The organism is Acinetobacter sp. BY419 (genome assembly GCF_019038395.1).
Classification (GTDB): Bacteria; Pseudomonadota; Gammaproteobacteria; order Pseudomonadales; family Moraxellaceae; genus Acinetobacter.
In genome coordinates, this window is sequence record NZ_JAGFXZ010000014.1 from 53,089 (window position 1) to 75,129 (window position 22,041).

Consider the following 22,041-nt stretch of genomic DNA (forward strand, 5'->3'; position numbering starts at 1 on the left):
CTAAAAGAATGTATATGCATGATGCCAAGTCTCAAGCATTTTAGAAATTGCATAATGCACCTTTTTTCTATTTATGATGAATTAACAATCCAAAACCCAGTGAAAAGCTTTCAATTAAATGGCCAAATGCAGGGCCTGATGGGTATTTTTCCAGAGCTGTTCTGCCAGTACCTCTTTGTTCATATGCAGGCTCTTTGCCAGTCCTTGCAGCACATAAGGTAAATTTGCAGGCGTATTGCGGGTACGCTGCTCGGTCGAGCTTTGACAACAAAGGGGCGTCATATCCGGACAATCAGTTTCCAGCACCAGATGCTCCGGACCGACATACTGGACCACCTGGTGCAGTTTTCTAGCATTTGGATTGGTGATTTGCCCGGTAATACCCAGCTTGAATCCCAGCTTGATAAAGGCCTTGGCTTCTTCGACACCACCACCAAAGGCATGTGCAATGCCACCCTGTTTAAACTGCTGCTGTTTTAAAATATGCAAAACCTCCGCATGTGATTTGCGGATATGCAGTAAAACCGGCTTATCGAATTGTTGTGCCAGTTCAAGCTGTGCAGCAAAAAAATCTTTTTGCTTCTGAAACATTTCAGCCTGTTTGTGCTGTTTTAAAAACGTATCCAGACCGATCTCAGCAATGGCAATACAGTTTTGATTTTTAAGCAGCTGCTCCAGATCCTGTAAATGCTCAATTTGATGCTGTTCAATATAAAACGGATGCAAGCCCGGCGCTAAATGACTTTGCGGTGCATTTTCCAGGTGATTGATAAAGTCGTGAGTTCCTAACAGGTCGGCAAAGCGCTTTTGCAAGAAACCAATTAAGATCAGATGCTCTATCCCTGCCGCTTTGGCCGCATACGCCAGTTGTTCCCGATCATGATCAAAATCGGGAACATCAAAATGGGTATGCGTATCAAACAGCTTTAAGGTCATTTGGCTTTTGCAGCAGACGCTGGCTGTGCCTCAGAGGCAGCCTGTTCTGTGTGTGGCAGGTATTCAGGTTTCAGCACGCCTTGCAACTGCTCATAAGGAATCATCAAACGCGGCAAACCGGCCACATAAGGCCCAATTTCATATTCAGCATATTGCAATACCAGACCTTGCTGGGCCAGATAGAAATTATCGGTAAGCTTGAACTTCCAGGCCTGTTCATACTCAGCTACATCTTTGGCTAGCTTGGATTCTAGCACCCAGTTTTTAAATGCATCATAAGCACGCGCTTCGAGTTTGGCTTTTTGTTTAGCCGCAATAATGTCGTCCAGCTTGACCAGTTTTTGCTGCTCCAGATCAAAATTATAATAAGTCTGTGCCGATGAGCCGTGTGCCCCTCCCAGATAGTAACTGCTGTTCAGCACTACAGTCGCCAATGGATCCCCTGAATTCAGAATCTTGGGTTTAATCATCAGGCTGATGCTATGACTGGCACTCAGGGCTTTGAGTTCTTTATCCAGATTTAAAAAAGTCTGTATATAGGGCTGGACTTGCTGTTCAAGCTCTTGTTTTGGTGTCGGCACCATTGTCAAAGCAGCGTTGGGTTCAGAGGCAGCAACTTCTGCTTCGCTGGCCGTGGTCACTTTTGCCGGTTCAATCGCATCCACGGACAGGATATTTTTCAACTGTTGCAGAATCTGCTGATCGATCCATTCATTAATAAAGCCCTGATTACTGTTCAGACGTTCAATCGAGATTTCTGGACAGCTTTTATCTTCACATTCAGGAATGGTCAGTTTAAGCTTTTCGGTATCACCGCTGAGTTTAAGTACTTCAGGTTCGGCTTGTACCACTTCAGGAGCAGTTGACTCTTTCGGTTCATTGCCCTTGGGCTGGCAGGCGCTCAGCAAGATCGCTGATGCCAGTATGGATAGACAAAAAATATTCTTATATATTGGCATTCACTCACCTGTTTGGAACCTATAATCTTGCGAAATCATCAGCTTTAAAACATATGCTGATAGATCTCAGCTTTCAAGACCTGTTGTGTTTGTTGTTTTGTTAAATAAATATCCAGTTGTTTGGCGTCTTTGCTGATTTCATGACTGCGAAAATGCAGACCAATACCTTCCTGATCAAAGAACCAGTCCGCCTGCCCCCAATAGAGTTTTTTGGGTGCTTTGTGCTGAACGTCCTGATCGTTTTCTTTGAGCCATGTCTGATAAGCTTGCTGAATGATCTGATCCATCAGCAGTTGCTGCTTGGAATCGATAATATCGAGTGGGGTCAGCATTTTCTGCTGGCGACGATCGGCTACAAAAAAATAATAACGCTCATGTACGCTGACATTTTCCTGTTTGGTATCGACCCCGATCTGCAGCAATACATATTGGTTGCGCTGGTAGGGAATGCGGGTATACAGCGACAACTCATAAGCCTTGTTTAAATCAAGCTGAGCCTGCCAGGCATCCGATTTTTTCACATAGGCATTAATGGCCTGCTGTAAATTCATGTCCTGTTTCAAGCCGATTTGATCCTGAATCACTTTGGCCTGCTGCTTTTCAATCCATTGATTCATCCATGGATCAACCGTATGCAAAGTCTGAATATCCAGATTAATACAGTTTTTATTTTCACAAAACGGCAAGGCAATTTTGGCCGGCTGCTCTTGAATATTCAGATAGGGCAAAACATCTGCAGTCTGCTGAGCTGCGGTAATTTTCTCGTTTTGCGGGCTAATAGCGGACTCTTTTTCGCTTTTATCACAGCCGCTCAGGACAAGACTTAAACCAATCACAGAACCGAGGACGACTTCCTTGCTGAGCTTCATTCTCTTTGCTATATCTATCAAGTTATTAGTTGCTTAAATGTAGCATAAAATAAAACAGCTTCCGGAGAAGCTGTTTTATATTTTTAAACTTTAGCCCTAAAGCCAGAGACTTTAGTGTTCACGCGTATTGTGGAATACGATGTCCGGATAACGCTCTTGCATCAACTGTAAATTCACTCGGCTTGGCGCAAGATAAGTCAAATGACCACCGCCATCGATGGACAACTGGTCATGGGCTTTTTTCTTAAATTCATTGAATTTTTTCTCGTCATCACATGACACCCAGCGCACTGTATTAATGCTGACCGGTTCATAAACACAATCAACTTTATATTCTTCTTTCAGACGGTAAGCCACCACTTCAAACTGCAGCACACCCACAGCACCTACGATCAAGTCGTTATTGTTCTGCGGCATAAAGACCTGGGTTGCCCCTTCTTCAGAAAGCTCTTTCAGACCTTTTTGCAGCTGCTTGGATTTTAGCGGATCTTTCAAGCGGACACGGCGGAACATTTCAGGTGCAAAATGCGGAATACCGGTAAACTGAAGTTTCTCACCCGAGGTAAATGTATCACCGATCTGGATCGTGCCATGGTTATGCAGACCAATAATATCACCTGGCCAAGCTTCTTCCAGATGCTGACGGTCGCCGGCCAGGAAAGTTAAGGCATCGCTGATACGTACCTCTTTATCCAGACGTACATGCTTCATCTTCATGCCTTTTTCATACTTGCCTGAACAGATTCGCATGAAGGCAATACGGTCACGGTGTTTCGGGTCCATGTTGGCCTGAATTTTAAACACGAAACCAGTAAAGCCTTCTTCATCCGCTTCCACCACACGGTCCTGGGTCGGATGGGCTTTAGGCGGCGGCGCATATTGACCGAATGCACCCAGAACATGGTCAACCCCAAAGTTACCCAAGGCTGTACCGAACAGGACAGGTGTTTGACGTCCGGCCAGGAATTCTTCATGGTCTAAAGGCTCATTGGCCATCTGTACCAGCTCAAGTGATTCTTCAAATGCCGCCCAAGCCAGCTCACCGACTTTCTCACGAAGATCAGGATAGTCATAACCATCACGAACTTCGATCTGAGGAATCGTTGAACCGAAACCAGTTTTATAAACGTAGAATTTTTCTTCGATTAAATTAAATACCCCCGCGAAATCACGACCAGTACCCAGCGGCCAAGTGAGCGGGACACATTTAATTTTCAGAACGTTTTCAATTTCATCCAGAAGCTCGAGTGGCTCACGGATTTCACGGTCCATTTTGTTGACAAATGAAATGATCGGTGTATCGCGCATACGACACACATCCATCAATTTAATCGTCCGGTCTTCGACCCCTTTTGCACCATCAATCACCATCAGTGCCGAGTCGACTGCGGTTAGAGTCCGGTAGGTATCTTCCGAGAAGTCTTCATGTCCCGGGGTATCCAGAAGATTGATCATCTTGTCTTTAAACGGGAATTGCATTACCGACGTCGTGATCGAGATACCACGTTCTTTTTCCATTTCCATCCAGTCCGATGTAGCGGCCCGGTCAGATTTACGACTTTTTACCATCCCAGCAACCTGAATAGCCTGACCCCATAACAGCAATTTTTCTGTCATGGTGGTTTTACCGGCATCGGGGTGGGAAATAATAGCGAACGTACGTCGCTGGGCGACTTGTGCCGCCAGTTCTTGCTTAAAGCTCATGAAATACACCTACTGCTCAATGCACAGCATTCGAGATCAAATTCGATCAATATGAAAAAATTGGCAATATTGTAGCAGAGTTTCAGGGTGGAGTTCCGTGAGCCATGTTGTCTATCCTCACGCTCAATAAATTAGAGCTGTATTAATGGAATTGTAAATTTTCTAAACGTTGTTCATCTACCGGAAAGCCCAGCAAAAAGCCTTGTAACTGTTCACAACCCAGTCGGGTTAAAATTTCCGCTTGCGCTTCAGTTTCAACCCCTTCTGCGGTCACCACCAAGCCCAGTTTCATGGCTAACTGGATAATGCTTTCCAGAATTATTTCTTCTTTGGAGCCGACTTCCAGGTTTTTAATAAATTCACGGTCAATTTTTAATTCATCTACGGCTAAATTCTTTAAATAGAGAAAACTTGAATGTCCGGTACCAAAATCATCAATGGCCAGACGGATGCCCATTTTCCGTAAGCGCTTAAAGCTGCGAATACTCACATCAATATGGTGCATGGCAGTCGATTCAGTAATCTCGATCATTAAATGTTGAGGACTGATTTTGTATCGTTCAAATAACTGTTCCAAGGTACTAAACAGTTGCTTATGTTCAAATTGTACCGCAGACAAATTGACTGCGATAGGGAAAAATTCAGCATGGGTGTGTTGCCATTTCTGAATCTGCTTACAGGCCAACTCCAGTGCCCAATAGCCCATTTGAATAATCAGCCCGGTTTTTTCAGCTGCATTGATAAACAGGTTCGGGCCAAGCAAACCAAACTGGGGATGGTTCCAGCGAATTAATGCTTCTACACCGCATAAGCTGCGATCTTTGGTTCGAAACTTTGGCTGATAAAACAGCACAAACTGCTGTTCTTCCACTGCTTTATACAAGTCATTGATCAGTGTGCTCTGGCTCTTGTTTTCATTCTGACCGGTAGAAAAATTAAAGACTGAATAGGTATTACGTCCCTGATACTTGGAACTCAGCATCGCGGCATCGGCATTGACCAGCAGATCCTGTAAATTCTTGCCATGTTGCGGATACATGGCAATTCCGATACTGCCCGAAATAGTAATGCTCTTGCCTTCAATCAGGAAGCTTTCCTGAATCAGCTCAAGAATCTGTTCTGACATTTTTGCAGCTTTGGCAACCGAGGTATTTTCCAATACCAGCAGAAATTCATCACCGCCAATTCTAAGCAACTTGGAATGCTGGCCTAATAACTGGTGAATCCGCATGGTTAATTGAATCAGCAACTGGTCGCCCACCAGATGACCAAACACATCATTGACTGCCTTAAAACGATCCAGATCGATATATAAAAAAGCAATTTCACGCTGCTGTTCGGATTGCTCCGAGAATAACCCCTGCGCATATTCAGCGAGGTATAAACGGTTGGGTAATTTGGTCAGATTATCCTGAATGGTCTGATTTTCAATTTGTTGATTGGCACATGCAAGCTGACGATTGCGTAATCCCACACGCAGTTCGGACAGGACAACACCCATGAGGGTGACCAACAGCAGCCCACTCATTGATCCTACAGCCAGAGGCAGCTGATCATATGCCTGAGATAATCCTAGTGCCTGTTGGCCATTGGTGGCAGTAAAATCGAAAGACATGAGGCTAATATAGTGCATGCCAAAGATGCCGAGTACGATGATGCCTGCTACGAGAACTGCCCGGGAAAATGACCAGGTACGTCGCGTACTTAACCAGAGGGTCAACATGGAGGCAATACATATCACCAGACCAGACAGGAGCAGCATTCCCCACCCCATCTGGTAATTATTCAGCACAAAACCTGCTGTCAGCCCGATGAGATGGATCAGCCAAATGAATACTCCCAGTAATATAGCGACTTGCATTAAACCGGGCGTACTAAAGTTTGGCGAAGTGCCTAAAGCTAATTTTTTAATCCGTGTGATGATATAGCAAGCGACTAATGCAGAAAAGATAGAGCCGATGACCAGACTAATATCATGCTGAATATGAATCATATAAAATGTTCCCCATCGGTGATCATTTTTATTATTCTCTGCACTGGTATTTCCATTTTCACCTGATCAAATTTGAACTTTTTAAAACCGCAAGGCTGACCATCATTGCAAGCGAACTCATCGATAACAGCATCAGTCTTAACTAAAACTTAGAATTTATATTTCTTTCATAAAAGGTTGAGAATTTCCCTTAAACAAGACTCAACAGAAAAATAAAATACGACTTATATATTAAAAGTGTTTCAAATTTAAGCAAATGTTTAGATCGGTTTTTTTGGTTTATTTATTCGACCACCGTCACAATTTTTTTCTTTTTATTTAGACAGATAGCACTTCATAGGAAAAGCTTATCTGGTTTTTTGAGTCGTCATGCAGGATAAAAAAATAGCCTGTCGAAACAGGCTATTTTTATAAACGGTGAATGAGGCTAAAACTTAGGGTTTCGCCTGTAACTTGGCATAGTCCAGTAAAACATTTGCCGCTTCAATCACAAAGGCTTCCTCTTCAGGCAGAGCCGGACGCTCTTTGACCTTCATCTTGGCGCGTGTTTCAATCAAGGCATCCATCGAAGCCTGATAACTTTCCCAATTCGGATAAGGTTTTAGACCTGTTGCAATCCGGCGAGTGTTTTCTGCATCCAGAGTTTTTTGCTCCATGGCAATCAACTCGGCTTTACGCTGTTGCAAGTCCAGTACCTGGCGCTTTTCTTCCTCAGCTTTTTTCATTACGGCTTTACGCTGTTCTAAATACTTGAACTGAGAATCCTGTGAGACCCGTTGCTGAGAAAGTTTATTCAATTCAGGGACGTATTTCTGTACTGCGCCTTCACGTTTAAATGGTGCGGTCGGAATAGTATCCCACTGCAAGGCATTTTTGGCCTTACGCTCACCGAACTCTTCGTTATAAATATCGACCAGTTTAATGTCTGGCACAACCCCCTTATTCTGGGTACTGCCACCGGTTACACGGTAGAATTTACGCTGTGTCAGTGTCGCCTGACCATGTGCCAGACTATCCAGTTGTACCTGTGCTGTACCTTTACCGGTGGTGGTACTGCCAATCACAATCCCGCGTTCATAATCCTGAATCGCAGCAGAGTAAATTTCACTGGCCGATGCAGATGCCAGATTCACCATCACGGCTAATGGGCCAGCATAGGTTTGGGCACCGCCATCATCATCTTCAAAGACACTGACATTGCCATTGCCATCACGGATCTGCACCACTGGGCCAGACTTGATCACCTGTCCTAGCATACGTGCTACTTCTTCGAGTGAGCCGCCCGGGTTATTCCTCAAATCGACGATAATTCCGGCAACATTTTTTGCCGCCAGTTCTTTCAGGGCCTGGTTGGTATCCTCAGACACCGAACGATAATCTGTACCGGCACGGCGTGCACGATAGTTCAGGTAGAATGACGGGATTTCGATCACACCATATTGATATTTCTTGCCATCACGCTGAATGTCGACTATACGCGTACGCACACCCGCATCTTCTTCCTGAATCACATCACGGGTAATGGTCACATTACGAGCCTGCCCCATGGCAGCACCCGCACCGAGTAAACGTAAAGTGACTTTTGTTCCTCGTTTACCACGAATCAGACCGACAATTTCATTACTTGGCCAGCCAATCACATCGACCATCTGTTCGCCGTCTTGGGCTACACCAATGATACGATCACCTGATTTGACCTGACCGGATTTGCTCGCTGGCCCACCTTCAACAATGGTTTCAATCTTGGTGTAATCTTCATTACCACGTTCCGGACGAATCGATACGCCTACCCCTTCCAGCTGCAAAGTCGTCTGACGATTCAGCTCCATTGCATCTACAGGGGGGAAGTAATTACTGTGCGGATCATAAGTCAGCATCATCGCGTTCAGTGTCTTGTCGAGCACATCATCACTCTTGATCCGGCTTAGACGTTCAAGCTGACGGGTATAGCGCTTGGTCAGGGTTTCCGCAGGTGTCAGATCTTCAGGACCGGTAAGGTCTTGTCCATTGGCCAGCTCTGGATTGGCTTTCAGTGCTTTCTGTTTAGCCTGTTCTTCTTCTTTGCTGATGGTCAGATTGATCAGCTGGGATACCAGCATTTTTGACCAGTGCGCGCGCTGTTCGGCTTCAGTTTTAAAGAATGGCGCTTTTTCACGATCAGTCTCAATATAGACATTCGGCTGGTTCAGATTCTGCGGTTTCTTCAGCTCATTCAACATATAGGTGTAGAACTGGGTCAGACGCTGACGATATTGTTCATGTATTTCATAAGGACCAGACAAATTGCCGGCTTTCAGGTTGGCACCGAAATTGGCAGCATAGCGTTTCTTGTAATTTTCAACTTCTGGAGCGAGAAACAGGCTATGTTCCGGATCAAGACTATCGATATAAAAATCAAAAATGCGCTGCGAAGTCTGGGCATCCAGACGCATATTCAAATAGTGCTGACGATCTACCAGTGTCGCCAGCTGACGTGAAACCAGTGCCTGTTCCTGGGATGGCTGAATCGCCTTGCTGACCACTTCTGTACTATTGGCCGCAATCGCATCATTCACTACATGGGTAAAAAAGAATCCACCTGTCGCAATCGCAACGGCGCAAGCTATCGTTTGAAATTTCATAAATAATTCGTACTTCCTTGGCCTAGAGACCAATGTGACCGCGTTGCTTTTCGACCAGAATTTAAAGTATTCAGCATCTTAAACAACTTAATATGTTTATGTCGTGTAGTTTTATCATATTCTGTGCTGACAAAGTGTAGCAAATCATTGCAGAAATCAGGTATTGTTTCCCCGAAAAATTCAAAAATGGAATCCGCATATGATTGGCGCATTGATGCTCGACATCGCAGGCACAACCCTGACTCAAGAAGATATTGGACTATTAGGTGCGCCGCAAGTCGGTGGAGTCATTTTATTTGGGCGTAATATCGAATCTCCAGCTCAAGTCCGTGCTTTAACTGATCATATGCGTCGAATTCGCCCTGATATTTTGATTGCAGTCGATCAGGAAGGTGGACGGGTACAGCGCTTAAGACAGGGCTTTACCCTGCTGCCTGCCATGGGAAAATTTGGCGAACTTTATAGCCATGATCCTGAGCGTGCCCTGGAACTGGCGGAAAAATGTGGCTGGCTGATGGCGATTGAAGTACTGGCTGTCGGGATTGATTTCAGCTTTGCTCCTGTGCTGGACTTAAATGATATCAGCGATGTAATTGGTGACCGTAGTTTTGCCAAAAATATTCCAGATATTATCGCTCTGGCCAGCGCATTTCTGAAAGGGATGAAACATGCGGGTATGGCGTCAACCGGGAAACATTTCCCCGGTCATGGCTCGGTCAAAGCGGACTCGCATGTTGCTGCAGCAATTGATACGCGCTCCTATGCAGAGATTCAGCAAAAAGACATGCAAACCTTTATCCAGTTACAACCACAGCTGGATGCCTTAATGCCAGCGCATGTGATTTATAGTCAGGTTGATCCAAATCCGGCCGGATTTTCGGAATTCTGGATTCAGAAAATTTTACGTCAAGAGCTTGGCTTTGACGGCGTCCTGTTCTCGGATGATTTAAGCATGCAGGCTGCATGTGTGGCAGGCGGTGCCGATGCCCGACTTCAGGCAGCACTCAAAGCAGGCTGTGATATGGGGTTGGTCTGTAATGATCGTGCAGCACAATGTATTGCACTCGAAGGTATTGCAGACCTGCCACTCCCGAATCAAGAACGTTTAGAACGTATGCGAGGGAAAATTCCGGCCATTCAAATTGGTCAAGAGCTGGATCTGGGTGAGGAATGGCGCGAGATCCGTGATGAAATACTGGCATTTAAACAGCAGACCAGCTAAAAATTTCTAAATTCTATCAATATCAAAAAGGAGCGCGACAATGTGCTCCTTTTTTATTATAGTAATGAAAAGGTTACACTATGATGTAATCAACTTGAATATAACAATAAGGTCAGAATTATAATGTCAAAATCACTTTCGCAACATCGCCATATTTCTTTTACGGCACATTATACCGGTTATATCTGGTACCAAATGGGGATTTCACATCCGGTATTTGCCACGACTAAAGGCAAGTTTCTAGCCAAACTTCTGCACCCCCTCGAATTATGGGCGGAACGTTATGTGGGCGGCAGTATGCGTACCACACTCAAACAGCGCCATCAGATGATCGATGAACATCTGGGTCAGTTAATCGAGCAACATCCACAACTTCAGGTTCTTGAAATTGCATGCGGTTTATCTCCGCGCAGCTGGAATTTCAGACAAAAATTCCCGGATATTAATTATCGCGAACTCGACTTACCCGATATGGCCAGGATCAAGACCCAAGCCTTGCAGCAGATTGACCAGCATGCCCCCGAAGTTCTGACCGCAGATATTTTTAGTGAAGAGCTGGACTGTATCTTTCAGATGTTTGACCCCGCCCAACCTTTAATTGTGATTAATGAGGGACTGATTAATTATTTTGATCAACGCATGTTGCGTATTCTGCTGCAAAGCATTGCAGAAAATGCACGACATTTTCCAGCATTACATTATCTCAGCGATATTTATCCTGAACCGGTCCAAAATAAATTGGCGAATTTTATCTGGAATTGTAGTCGCCTGCTTAAATTCATGTCACGTAGTGCTTTTACCTTTCACTTTAAGTCACCACAAGAACTTCAGCACTTTTTTCAGCAGAGTGGATTCGATCAAGTTCAGGTAAAACAACCCCAACGTTATTTTACTCAGCTGCCTCAGCAACACCCTGGCCCGGAGCAAGATGAACATCTGGGTGATCTGGTCTGGATGATTCATGCAGTGAAAAAAAACAGCGTTAAATGACGCTGTTTTTTTATTATGCCAATATTCTAAATGGCTGTCTCTAAAACAGCTGCATGCTGCAGGTTTTTCTGTTGTTGCACAAAACCTAATAAACGTTCTGCCACCTCAAAACTGCCATGTTTGAATAGTGCACGTACTTGGGTTTCACTCTGTTCAAAGATCAGACATTCAATCTTGAACTCTCCCTCTTCATCTTCCAGATGTAAAGCCAGATCACGTGGATAGGCTGCTGCACGCGCTGCATGCCCTATATCTAACTCAAGCAATACACCAAAGAAATTCATATCGATGATTTCTACATTCAGGAGCAGATCAGAATGACGATGACTTAAATAACGTTGGGGGTCTTGAACACAGATCCGCTCTTCGCCACGACGTTCAATCTGCTGTATCTGTTCACGGCTAAACGGAATAATACCTGGAAGTTGATCTATAGGCTCATCACGCAAGAAGGTCGCAAACAGGTGCATGGTTTCTTTACGGCGTTGCAACTGAGGGACATGATCCGCACCTGCAATTTGCACATACTGCATATTCGGACATTGCAGGGCAAAATTGGCATTTTCATGGGGCAAGGTAAAACTGTCATATTGGCCACAGGCCACCAGAACTTTGCACTGTGGAATTGGTACATTGGTCAGACGCAATAAACGATTGCAATTAATCTCATAACGATCTTGCTCGGTTGCAGTAAATTCTGACATCTGCTTGAAAAACAGGCGCTTTGCGGTTGGCGACATGCGGGTTTCAGTGAGACGGGCATGGTTCACCAGATATAAAATTACCGCCTGACCAAATTCATCCATGCGCTGTTCTTTCATCAGATGCAAGGATTCTTCCAGCAGCATGCGCCAGCTTTTTCGGGTTTTTTGCATGACACCCATCAGGATCATCCGGTCTACCAATTCAGGGCGCTGGTCTGCCAGACAGGAGGCCACCACTGAACCTAAGGACATGCCTAGAATTGAAACTTGAGGAAGCTGCATCTGCTCCAGCCACTGCCCCAGCATGGCAGCAAGATCTTCGAGCTCCAGTGTTCCGGCAGACAGGCCGGTATCAACATTGCTGATCTGCTGGTTCGCTCCCATAGAAGGCAAGTCAATCAGAATGATAGGACCTGCATCGAAGAGCTGTTCTACACAATATTTGTAGGAATTAAAATTCTGGAAGGCTCCCCCAATAATCACCATGGGCCTTAAATGCAAAGTATCCGGACGCGCAATCGCCATATATTCTATTTTCCAGCCATCCATCCAGGTGGTTCGTGGCGGCTGCTTAAAACTGTGCTTATCATAAAGATCAAAAAAACCGTAATGGCTCTGTTGGTCTAATACATGGGCATCCATGTGGATAATGGAATTCATATTCCTTTTCCTCCGTCCTTGCCTTATTTTTATTGTGCAAGTCATTATTCACAGATCTTATGTTTCAGGCCGATTCCTGTTGGCCTGAACATGCATCCTGCTGTTTAGTAATTATAAGTCTGACTTCAATGTCTCTTATATTTCATTCTATACAGAGCAGCTTTTCACAAGCAACTGCTTCAGCGACCACTTGTCTGCTTTTAAAAAGAAAACAATTTCAAAATGTTTAGATGTCTACGAAAATGGGTGATTTTTAACAGATGGGCTTCATTGTGAAGCAGCAGACTGTTAATATCGAAGTGAAATTTCTAAGTGATCAAACCGCTATGCAAGAGTCTATTGAACAATATATGCAAACGGTAGGACAACAAGCACGCCAGGCTTCCCGCATTTTGGCTCGTGCGTCCACCCAAACCAAAAACAATGCATTATCCGCTATTTATACGGCTTTGGAAAATAGTCAGCCTGCTATTTTGGCGGCTAACCAGAAAGATATGACCAAGGCGCATAACAACAATCTGGACAGTGCCCTGCTTGATCGTTTAGAACTCAACCCCGTACGCTTTAACGGTATGTTAGAAGGCCTGAAAGATGTGATTGGCCTGAAAGATCCGATTGGTGAAATTAGCGATATGGCTTATCGTCCATCTGGCATTCAGCTGGGTAAAATGCGTGTACCTTTAGGTGTGGTTGGCATGATCTATGAATCACGTCCAAACGTGACTCTGGAAGCGGCTTCACTGGCGCTTAAATCAGGAAATGCCATTATTCTACGGGGTGGCTCAGAAGCCCTGGAGTCCAATCAGGCGATTGCCGCAGCGATTCAACATGGTCTGAAGATCGCTGGTCTGCCAGAATCGGCGGTACAGGTGATCAATACCATTGATCGTGCTGCGGTTGGCCAATTGATTACCATGACCGAATATGTAGATGTGATCGTGCCACGTGGTGGTAAAGGCCTGATCGAGCGTATTACAGAAGAAGCACGTGTACCGGTGATCAAACACTTAGATGGTAACTGCCATGTTTATGTAGAGGCTCAAGCAGATTTATTAAAAGCCCTGCCGATTGCACTCAATGCCAAAACCCATCGCTATGGGGTCTGTAATGCGATGGAAACCCTGTTGGTGGATGAAAAAGTCGCTGAAGAGTTCTTGCCACGCATCGCAGAGCTTTACCAAGAGAAAAAAGTAGAGCTACGTGGTTGCAAGCAAACTCAGCGTATCCTCGGGGATGCAGTGATTGCGGCCACAGAAGAAGACTGGTATACCGAGTACCTTGGTCCGATTCTGGCCATTAAAGTGGTTTCTGGAATAGAAGAAGCTATTGAGCATATCAACAAATATGGCTCACATCATACCGACTCGATCATTACGGAAAACTACAGCCTGGCACGTGAGTTTCTGGCCGCTGTAGATTCCAGCTCTGTGATGATCAATGCCTCTACGCGTTTTGCCGATGGTTTTGAATATGGCCTCGGTGCGGAAATCGGTATTTCAACCGATAAAATCCATGCTCGCGGCCCAGTCGGTCTTGAAGGACTGACTTCCCAGAAATGGATCGTGTTTGGTGATGGTCAGATTCGCCAATAGCTCTTTCAGATAACCACTTTAAAAATCAGCCTTGTTCACAAGGCTGATTTTTTTATAAAGCTTAAAAATCAATTTCCAGCTGAACCGAAACCCTGGAGTTACCGGGTAGATAAATATCTTTATAGAATTGTATGTAAAAGCAATATTTGCTGGTGCAGGCGCTAAACTCAAACTCGATCTGTCCCAGAATAATATTTAAGCAGAATCTTGCACTCTTATTGATCATATTTTCAACATCATTTTATTTATAAATGAAAACTATGAACTGATAAATTTTAGTTATTATTGTCAGTTTGGTCGATAATGCTTAAGTCTAATCTGCTAAAGTCTATCTAGGACAGAAAAAAAACAAATGTTAAAACATCTGTATTGATCTGGATTGCTGCTTCATTTTCCGCAATCAGGTCAAGTCAATGGACGAGAATTTTAATTAAAAATCGGGTAATCAATCGTGTCTAAATCAGTATTAGTTATTAATTGTGGCTCTTCTTCAATCAAGTTTGCATTACTTCTTGAGGAGCAGAATTTCCGTATTCATGGCTTAGCTGAGAACTTAGGCACAGAAAACGCTCGCATCAAAGGCGTGACTGTCGGCAATGAGCCGGTAGATATCCATATTCCATTTGCTGACCACAAAAAAGCACTCGAAGTGGGTCTGGAACGTCTGGCCAACTACCTTCCGGATGCCATCGGTCACCGTGTCGTACATGGTGGCAGCCTGACCAAAGCAGAATTGATCAATGACGAAATTATTGAAAAAATTCGTGAAGCAACGCCGCTTGCGCCATTACACAATCCGGCACATTTGATTGGAATCGAAGCAACCAGACGCTTATTCCCGGAATTACCACAAGTGGCAGTATTTGATACTGCCTTCCATCAAACCATGCCAGCACATGCATATCGCTATGCCCTGCCAAAATTTCTGTATACAGCACATGGTGTGCGCCGCTATGGTTTTCACGGCACCAGTCATGCTTATGTTTCAGACCGTGGTTCTGAACTTGCTGGCAGTTTCAGACAAGGCGGCTGGTTAACGGCGCATTTAGGCAATGGTAGCTCGACCTGTGCCATATGGAATGGCCAGAGTATGGATACCTCTATGGGTCTGACACCACTGGAAGGCATTGTCATGGGCACCCGCAGTGGTGATGTTGATCCAAGCTTGCATAGCTTCCTGGCGAAAAACCTGGGTTGGGACATCTATAAAATTGACAAGATGCTCAATAGCCAAAGTGGTCTGTTGGGTCTGTCTGATCTGTCAAATGACATGCGTACTCTGATTGAAGCATCAGAACAAGGCAATGAAGATGCCAGTCTTGCGATTGAAGTATTCTGCTACCGTTTAGCCAAGTCCCTGGCAGCTCTAAGCTGTGGTTTACCACGTATTGATGGTTTGTTCTTCACGGGTGGTATTGGCGAAAACTCTGCCTATATCCGTGAAAAAACCATGACTTACCTACCACACTTCGGTTTCAACCTGGATAAAAATGCCAATAATGACCTGAAACGTGGTACTGAAGGCCGTATCGATTCAGGTACAGGGCCACAAATCTGGGTAGTACCAACAGATGAAGAAGGTCGTATCGCTCAAGAAGTATATAGCGTTGTAGAACATGAAGTGGAGCAAAACAGCGTAAAAAAGTCTGAAGCTGAGGTAGTGCTGGTATAAGCAAGCAAGGCCACTTTTTAACTGATTTTTATTATTGTGTGACTGACGTAACTTATGAAAACGATTTTATTGGTTCCCACTGGGGAAGGCGTAGGCTTAACTTCTGCATGTTTAGGCCTGATTTATGCACTGGAATGCCAAGGGGTTAAAGCGGGCTTCCTCAAACCTTTTGCGCAGGAATTGAATGAAATCGAAGACCGGACCACGGCTTTGTATCGTCATATTTCTCAAAGTGAAACTGTTGAACCAATCCGTTATAGCAAAGTCTTGCAGCAGATCAATCTGGGTGAACAGGATGAACTGCTTGAAGAAGCGGTCCGTCTGCACCGTCAGATTGCCAGACAGCATGACCTGATTATTGTCGAAGGCCTGTTGCCAAATGCTCAGGACAGTTTTGCCGATGATCTGAATGCTGCGCTGGCGCAGGCCCTGGATGCCAAAGTTATTGTGGTCAGCAATGCCAATATTCAGCTGCCAAGCCAGACAGCAGACAAAATCGAACATCAGCTTCGTAACTTTGGTGGCATCAACTCTACCCGTCTGGCGGGTATCATGTTAATGCGAACCAGAGGCCTGCCTGAAGAATCTGCACAGATTCCTGTCACATTGAATCCGGATTTACGTCTTAAGACTGAAACTGCAGAATTTATCACCGCCATTCAACAGACTCATCCGCATATTGGTTCAGAAAAATTACCAGTGATTGGATTGGTGCCTTTCAGTAAAACTTTAAGTGTGCCGCGCATGTCTGATCTGGCTGCACATATTTCTGCTTACTGGATTAACGAAGGCGAAGCCACGCAGCGCCGTGTGCAAAATAGCAGCCTGATTTCAGCCAATATTGAACATGAATTGCATAAGTTTGTAGCGGGTGAACTGATCATCAGTGCCTCTGACCGGGTTGACGTGTTATTGGCAAGCAGTCTGGCCAGCAGCAATGGCATTCCTTTGGCTGGCCTGGTGCTGACTGAACATCATCAGCCGAATGATCATGTACTGGAGTTCTGCCAGGCCGCCATCAAGCAGGGTTTACCGATCTTGCACTCGCCACTCAGCACGTTTGAAACCGCACAAAAACTGGCAAATCTCAGCAATGAAATTCCGGTGGATGACACGGAACGTGCAGATCAGGTTACGCGCTTTGTTTCGAGTCACATCAATCCGGAATGGTTGGACCAGATCCTAAATGGCTCTTATAAACCACGTCTATCGCCTTCAGCTTTCCGTCATGAACTGGTACAAAAGTCGATTGCCGCAAAAAAACGTATTGTATTACCTGAAGGTGACGAACCGCGTACAGTACAGGCTGCAGCAATCTGTCAGGCGCGTGGCATTGCACAATGTATTTTATTGGCCAAGCCCGAATCTGTTTTAGAAGTGGCAAAAGCTCGTAGTATCGAATTGCCTGAAGATCTGGAAATTCTTGATCCGGACCTGGTGCGTGAAAACTATATCGACAAGATGGTGGAGCTGCGTAAAGGCAAGCTCAATGAGCTTCAAGCACGTGAACAACTACAGGATACCGTGGTTCTTGGCACGATGATGCTGGCGCTGGATCAAGTCGATGGTCTGGTGTCTGGTGCAGTGCATACCACGGCAAATACGGTACGTCCTGCCTTCCAGCTGATCAAGACTGCACCGGAATATTCATTAGTCTCTTCCGTTTTCTTTATGCTGTTGCCAGATGAAGTCTATGTTTACGGCGACTGTGCGATTAATCCGGATCCTGATGCAGAACAACTGGCCGAGATTGCAATTCAATCTGCCGATTCTGCCAAAGCTTTTGGCATTGACCCACGTATTGCCATGATTTCCTATTCGACAGGTACTTCAGGTGCCGGTGCAGATGTGGAAAAAGTCGCGGAAGCCACCCGCATTGCCAAAGAACGCCGCCCTGATCTGCTGATTGATGGACCATTACAATATGATGCTGCATCGGTTGAAAGCGTAGGTCGTCAAAAAGCGCCAGAATCACAAGTGGCCGGGCGTGCCAATGTGTTTATTTTCCCGGATCTTAATACGGGTAATACCACCTATAAAGCGGTTCAACGCGCTGCCAATGTCGTCAGTGTCGGGCCAATGCTGCAAGGCCTGAATAAGCCTGTCAATGACCTGTCGCGTGGTGCCTTGGTCGATGACATTGTGTTTACCATCGCCTTAACTGCGATTCAGGCCGAGCAACAGGAAGCTTAATCTGTCTTGAATTTAAGTTTTCCAGACCATCTGATTAAAAAATCAGATGGTTTTTTATTAATCATTTTATTTTTTCTCATGACTGATCAGATTTTCTATAATCTACCCACTGATTATCTCGAAAATAAAAAATGTCTCCAAATATCATTAAATCTATACCTCACTTAAATGCAGCTCGTATCTACTTAAGGCCTCTAAAAGTTGAAGATGCACCCATTTTCCTGGAAGCTACGCAAGTCGATGAGATTCGCTATATGACAGGCTTAAGGCGGAAATTCAACCTCGCTGAAATTGAAGCACATATTCGACATTGCCTTGATCATCCGCTCCGTTATGATTTTTCCATTTGTCTGCAGGCTGATCACAGCATGATTGGGGAATTATCTGTCTTAGAGATTGATCCTGAAGACCTAACAGCGGAATTTCGCATTGCACTCTCTCAAATCAGGTTTACTAGCCAAGGTTATGGCAGTGAAGCCATTGAACTCATCAAAACGTGGGCTTTTAAGCAATTAAAATTAAAGACACTATCTTTACAAGTTTTTGGACATAATCCACGCGGGATTCGTGCCTATGAAAAATGCGGTTTCCAAGTGATGGAAGTTAAAAAAGATGCTTTTGAATACGAAGGTAAATATTCAGATGAAATCATGATGCAGGCACGAAATCCATTGTATGAATAAAAATAAATGGTATGAATAAAATAAATGCCAACCTATCAGGCTGGCATTTAGCACTTTAACAGATCAATTCTGTCGGCCAAAACTTATAGCTGGTTTTTACTTTCTCGCCTAAACCAGCATCAATCAGACATAAAACACTTTTATAAGGTAGTCCACTGTTGACGTACTTCTTCTGCCGTTTTACTTAGCACTACGCTGTCATCTTTGATTTCACTTACCCAACTTAAGGGAATCAAATGATGTTCATTATTTTCATCATCACTTCTTGTTAATTTAATTGAATCCTGACCTTCTAAATGGTCCACCTTCCCGACTTGAGTACCACATGAAGCAATGACTGAAGCATGTTCTTTAATATCACTTGCATTAAAATTATTCATTCTATTTGCCTGTTTCTAGAAGTTGAGAGAAACAGTCTAAGCAATAAAAAACGCCGCATGTGTAAGGGTTTTCAGGCTTTGGGTTTTGAAGGGTTAAGAATGTAAATAGTCAGCAGGACTTAACTACCCCATAAGAAGGGTACTTTTTAAATTTGAGTTTTCGAATATTTTTATATTGAGATGAATTAGATTTGAAGATAGCTTAATGATTTAGGGTCTAAAAATAAGAAAGAAGATGAAGCTTAGGCTTGATCTTCTTTCTGACCATACATCCAAGTTGCAGCGATATATACACAAAAACCGCCTGCCATTAAAATACCTGTAATCATTGTTAAGATCTCCCGTTTCGATAGCTGCATTATGTAAAAGTTATATGACAGTTATATGACAATCCGGTTTTTTATTAAATTTAAAATAATTATTAAAATTCAAACATTTAATAAAAAATAATGAAAATTATGCCTATTTTCACTCTGAAATATGACACTCAATATGACCAGTTGCTGTCATATTTGATCCGTGAACAGTGAAAGTCCTTCTTCAGATTGCTTAAACTATAAACTTTCGGCCAATGCTCGCCCAAAATGCCCACAACCCGATTCTTTTGTCTTATAATTTAGCCCGCTAGCTATCAGCCCGCTCAAGAGATATTTGTATGACAACTATTATCAAGCAAGATGACTTGATCACATCGGTTAAAGATGCGCTTCAGTTCATTTCTTACTATCACCCACAAGACTTTATCCAAGCGATGAGTCGTGCGTATGATCGTGAAGAGAACAAAGCTGCTAAAGATGCGATCGCGCAAATCTTAATTAACTCACGCATGTGTGCAGAAGGCCACCGCCCAATCTGTCAAGATACCGGTATCGTCAACGTATTTGTTGAAGTGGGCATGGACGTTAAATTCGATTTAACCATGAGCCTGGATGATGCAATCAACGAAGGTGTACGTCAGGGTTATTTAGAAAACTCAAACGTGCTCCGCGCATCAGTTCTGGCTGATCCTGCTTTTGGTCGTAAGAATACCAAAGACAACACCCCTGCCGTGATTTACCACAAGCTTGTGCCGGGTAATAAAGTAGATATCACTGTAGCAGCCAAAGGTGGCGGTTCAGAAAACAAATCTAAACTGGCTATGCTGAATCCATCTGATTCAATCGTGGACTGGGTACTGAAAACTGTTCCAACCATGGGTGCAGGCTGGTGTCCACCAGGTATGCTGGGTATCGGGATTGGCGGTACTGCCGAAAAAGCCATGATGCTCGCCAAAGAAGCATTGATGGAAGAGATCAACATGGACGAATTGCTCCGTCGTGGTCCACAAAGCAAAATGGAAGAGCTTCGTATCGAAATCTTCGAAAAAGTAAATGCTTTGGGTATTGGTGCACAAGGTCTTGGCGGTTTAACGACTGTACTTGATATTAAAATTAAAGATTATCCATGTCATGCTGCGGGTAAACCAGTCGGTATGATCCCGAACTGTGCTGCGACTCGTCATGCACACTTCACACTAGATGGTACTGGTGTTGCCCACATCATCGCACCAAAACTTGAAGACTATCCTGAAGTCACATGGGATTCTTCAACGTCTAAACGCGTTGACCTGGACACCATTACGCAAGAAGAAATGAATGCCTGGAAACCAGGCGATACACTGCTTCTGAACGGTACGATTTACACTGGCCGCGACGCTGCACATAAACGTATGGTTGATATGTTGAACAATGGGGAAGAACTTCCTGTTGATCTTAAAGGCAAGTTCATTTACTACGTAGGTCCAGTCGATCCAGTCGGTGATGAAGTCGTTGGTCCTGCCGGTCCTACAACTGCAACGCGTATGGATAAATTCACGCGTCAAGTGCTTGAAGCAACTGGTCTTTATGGCATGATCGGCAAAGCAGACCGTGGTCCTGCTGCTGTTGAAGCCATTAAAGATAACCAAGCAACTTACCTTATGGCTGTTGGCGGTGCTGCATACTTGGTATCGAAAGCAATCCGTGAAGCCGAAGTTGTTGCCTTTGCTGACCTGGGTATGGAAGCGATCTACAGGTTTGTCGTAAAAGACATGCCGGTCTCTGTCGCGGTTGATGTGAATGGTACTTCTATTCATGCCACTGCACCGAAAATCTGGCAAGCTAGAATTGGCAAGATTCCAGTAGTTGACGCTGCTGCAGGCTAATTTGAAGTGTATAAAAAAGCACCCTCTATGGGTGCTTTTTTAATTCATGAGAGTCAAATACTGCCTCATTTACCAGGTTCTTGGATCCCATAGTTTAAAAGGAGTAGTCAGTTGTACATCTAAGCTTGGATCATAAGCAGCCGGTTTAATCTTCTGGGCTTTTTTACGAATTTGACCGGTTTCCTGGTCTTGTGCTACAAAATTAAAACTGTGCGATTTAAGTTGCGTATAGGCAATTTCATTCAGGCCGACATTCTCCGGCATTAGCATGAGCGGCCCTGAAACGCTACGCCGCGTGCTGATATTTTCCTCATCATATTTAATAAAATAAGACTGCCCTGCTTCTACAGTAAAATCCAGGTATTTGGGCTTCTGGAAATGCAAGGCACCTAGCGGCCGACTGGTACTCAGACGATAAGTCCCTGCAGGAACTTCAATCCAGTAATAATGATTGTGCAATAAACTTGGAATATGCTCTTGATTGATAAACAGGCTGGCAGCGACAATTTCCTGACGGTTCCATCTGGAATCAGGCCGGTATAAATACACGATGGCTGCTTCAGCATGCTGCGGTTTGATGAGCTGAAATTGGTTGCCCTGCTTTTGGTTGACCCAGCCGCCAATGGTAAACATACCAATTCGATGCTGCTCGACAAAGCCTGGTTTTTTTTCAAGATCGAT

The 22,041-nt window shown here is 44.4% G+C and carries 16 protein-coding genes; 7 read left to right on the forward strand and 9 right to left on the reverse strand.

The genetic code is table 11. The annotated features are described in order from the left end of the window. Positions 1–114 precede the first annotated feature (114 nt). The 6 genes from KUG37_RS07445 to KUG37_RS07470 all read right to left on the reverse strand — a co-directional run bounded on the left by KUG37_RS07445 (position 115) and on the right by KUG37_RS07470 (position 9,082). The gene (locus KUG37_RS07445) at positions 115–936 is read right to left on the reverse strand and encodes a TatD family hydrolase (protein ID WP_216935090.1); all 822 of its coding nucleotides are present in this window, start codon (positions 934–936) and stop codon (positions 115–117) included. After that, complete coding sequence (locus tag KUG37_RS07450; protein WP_216935091.1) at positions 933–1,895, reverse strand: RsiV family protein; 963 nt, start codon at positions 1,893–1,895, stop codon at positions 933–935. Before KUG37_RS07450 ends, KUG37_RS07445 begins: the two co-directional genes overlap by 4 nt. 44 nt (positions 1,896–1,939) lie before the next feature. Then, positions 1,940–2,764: a hypothetical protein gene (locus KUG37_RS07455; protein ID WP_216935092.1), complete on the reverse strand. Its 825-nt coding sequence runs from the start codon at positions 2,762–2,764 to the stop codon at positions 1,940–1,942. Between the two features lie 111 nt (positions 2,765–2,875). Next, positions 2,876–4,468 (reverse strand): peptide chain release factor 3, encoded by a 1,593-nt coding sequence (locus KUG37_RS07460; RefSeq protein WP_216935093.1) that lies wholly within the window; start codon positions 4,466–4,468, stop codon positions 2,876–2,878. A 142-nt stretch (positions 4,469–4,610) separates the two neighbouring features. Beyond that, positions 4,611–6,461 (reverse strand): bifunctional diguanylate cyclase/phosphodiesterase, encoded by a 1,851-nt coding sequence (locus KUG37_RS07465; protein WP_216935094.1) that lies wholly within the window; start codon positions 6,459–6,461, stop codon positions 4,611–4,613. Between the two features lie 434 nt (positions 6,462–6,895). After that, positions 6,896–9,082 (reverse strand): carboxy terminal-processing peptidase, encoded by a 2,187-nt coding sequence (locus KUG37_RS07470; RefSeq protein ID WP_216935095.1) that lies wholly within the window; start codon positions 9,080–9,082, stop codon positions 6,896–6,898. Between the two features lie 199 nt (positions 9,083–9,281). Between KUG37_RS07470 and nagZ the strand changes: the two genes are divergently transcribed. Then, positions 9,282–10,304 carry a beta-N-acetylhexosaminidase gene (nagZ, locus tag KUG37_RS07475; protein ID WP_216935096.1) on the forward strand — a complete coding sequence of 341 codons (1,023 nt, stop codon included), beginning with the start codon at positions 9,282–9,284 and terminating at the stop codon, positions 10,302–10,304. A 123-nt stretch (positions 10,305–10,427) separates the two neighbouring features. After that, positions 10,428–11,294: a class I SAM-dependent methyltransferase gene (locus KUG37_RS07480; protein ID WP_216935097.1), complete on the forward strand. Its 867-nt coding sequence runs from the start codon at positions 10,428–10,430 to the stop codon at positions 11,292–11,294. 26 nt (positions 11,295–11,320) lie between these two features. Here the strand turns inward: KUG37_RS07480 and KUG37_RS07485 are convergent, their stop codons facing one another. After that, entirely contained in the window at positions 11,321–12,658 is a 1,338-nt protein-coding gene (locus KUG37_RS07485; RefSeq protein WP_216935098.1) for an alpha/beta fold hydrolase, read from the reverse strand. Between the two features lie 326 nt (positions 12,659–12,984). On the opposite strand from KUG37_RS07485, the gene KUG37_RS07490 reads away from it, so the two are divergent. From KUG37_RS07490 to KUG37_RS07505, 4 genes are all read left to right on the forward strand, one after another. Beyond that, complete coding sequence (locus KUG37_RS07490; protein WP_216935105.1) at positions 12,985–14,250, forward strand: glutamate-5-semialdehyde dehydrogenase; 1,266 nt, start codon at positions 12,985–12,987, stop codon at positions 14,248–14,250. A gap of 451 nt (positions 14,251–14,701) precedes the next feature. Continuing rightward, positions 14,702–15,922, forward strand: a complete 1,221-nt coding sequence (locus tag KUG37_RS07495; protein ID WP_216935099.1) for an acetate kinase — start codon at positions 14,702–14,704, stop codon at positions 15,920–15,922. 54 nt (positions 15,923–15,976) lie between these two features. Beyond that, positions 15,977–18,115: a phosphate acetyltransferase gene (gene pta, locus KUG37_RS07500; RefSeq protein ID WP_216935100.1), complete on the forward strand. Its 2,139-nt coding sequence runs from the start codon at positions 15,977–15,979 to the stop codon at positions 18,113–18,115. A gap of 131 nt (positions 18,116–18,246) precedes the next feature. Further along, positions 18,247–18,798 (forward strand): GNAT family N-acetyltransferase, encoded by a 552-nt coding sequence (locus tag KUG37_RS07505; RefSeq protein ID WP_216935101.1) that lies wholly within the window; start codon positions 18,247–18,249, stop codon positions 18,796–18,798. A 140-nt stretch (positions 18,799–18,938) separates the two neighbouring features. Here KUG37_RS07505 and KUG37_RS07510 read toward each other — a convergent pair whose 3' ends face one another. Then, on the reverse strand, positions 18,939–19,178 hold the full coding sequence (locus tag KUG37_RS07510; RefSeq protein WP_216935102.1) for a DUF2171 domain-containing protein: 240 nt from the start codon (positions 19,176–19,178) through the stop codon (positions 18,939–18,941). Positions 19,179–19,833: 655 nt separating this feature from the next. Between KUG37_RS07510 and KUG37_RS07515 the strand changes: the two genes are divergently transcribed. Beyond that, positions 19,834–21,360 carry a fumarate hydratase gene (locus KUG37_RS07515; RefSeq protein WP_216940326.1) on the forward strand — a complete coding sequence of 509 codons (1,527 nt, stop codon included), beginning with the start codon at positions 19,834–19,836 and terminating at the stop codon, positions 21,358–21,360. Positions 21,361–21,429: 69 nt separating this feature from the next. On the opposite strand, the gene KUG37_RS07520 is transcribed toward KUG37_RS07515, so the two are convergent. Beyond that, positions 21,430–22,041: DUF2846 domain-containing protein (locus KUG37_RS07520; RefSeq protein WP_216940327.1), on the reverse strand; the 612-nt coding region annotated here is incomplete at its 5' end.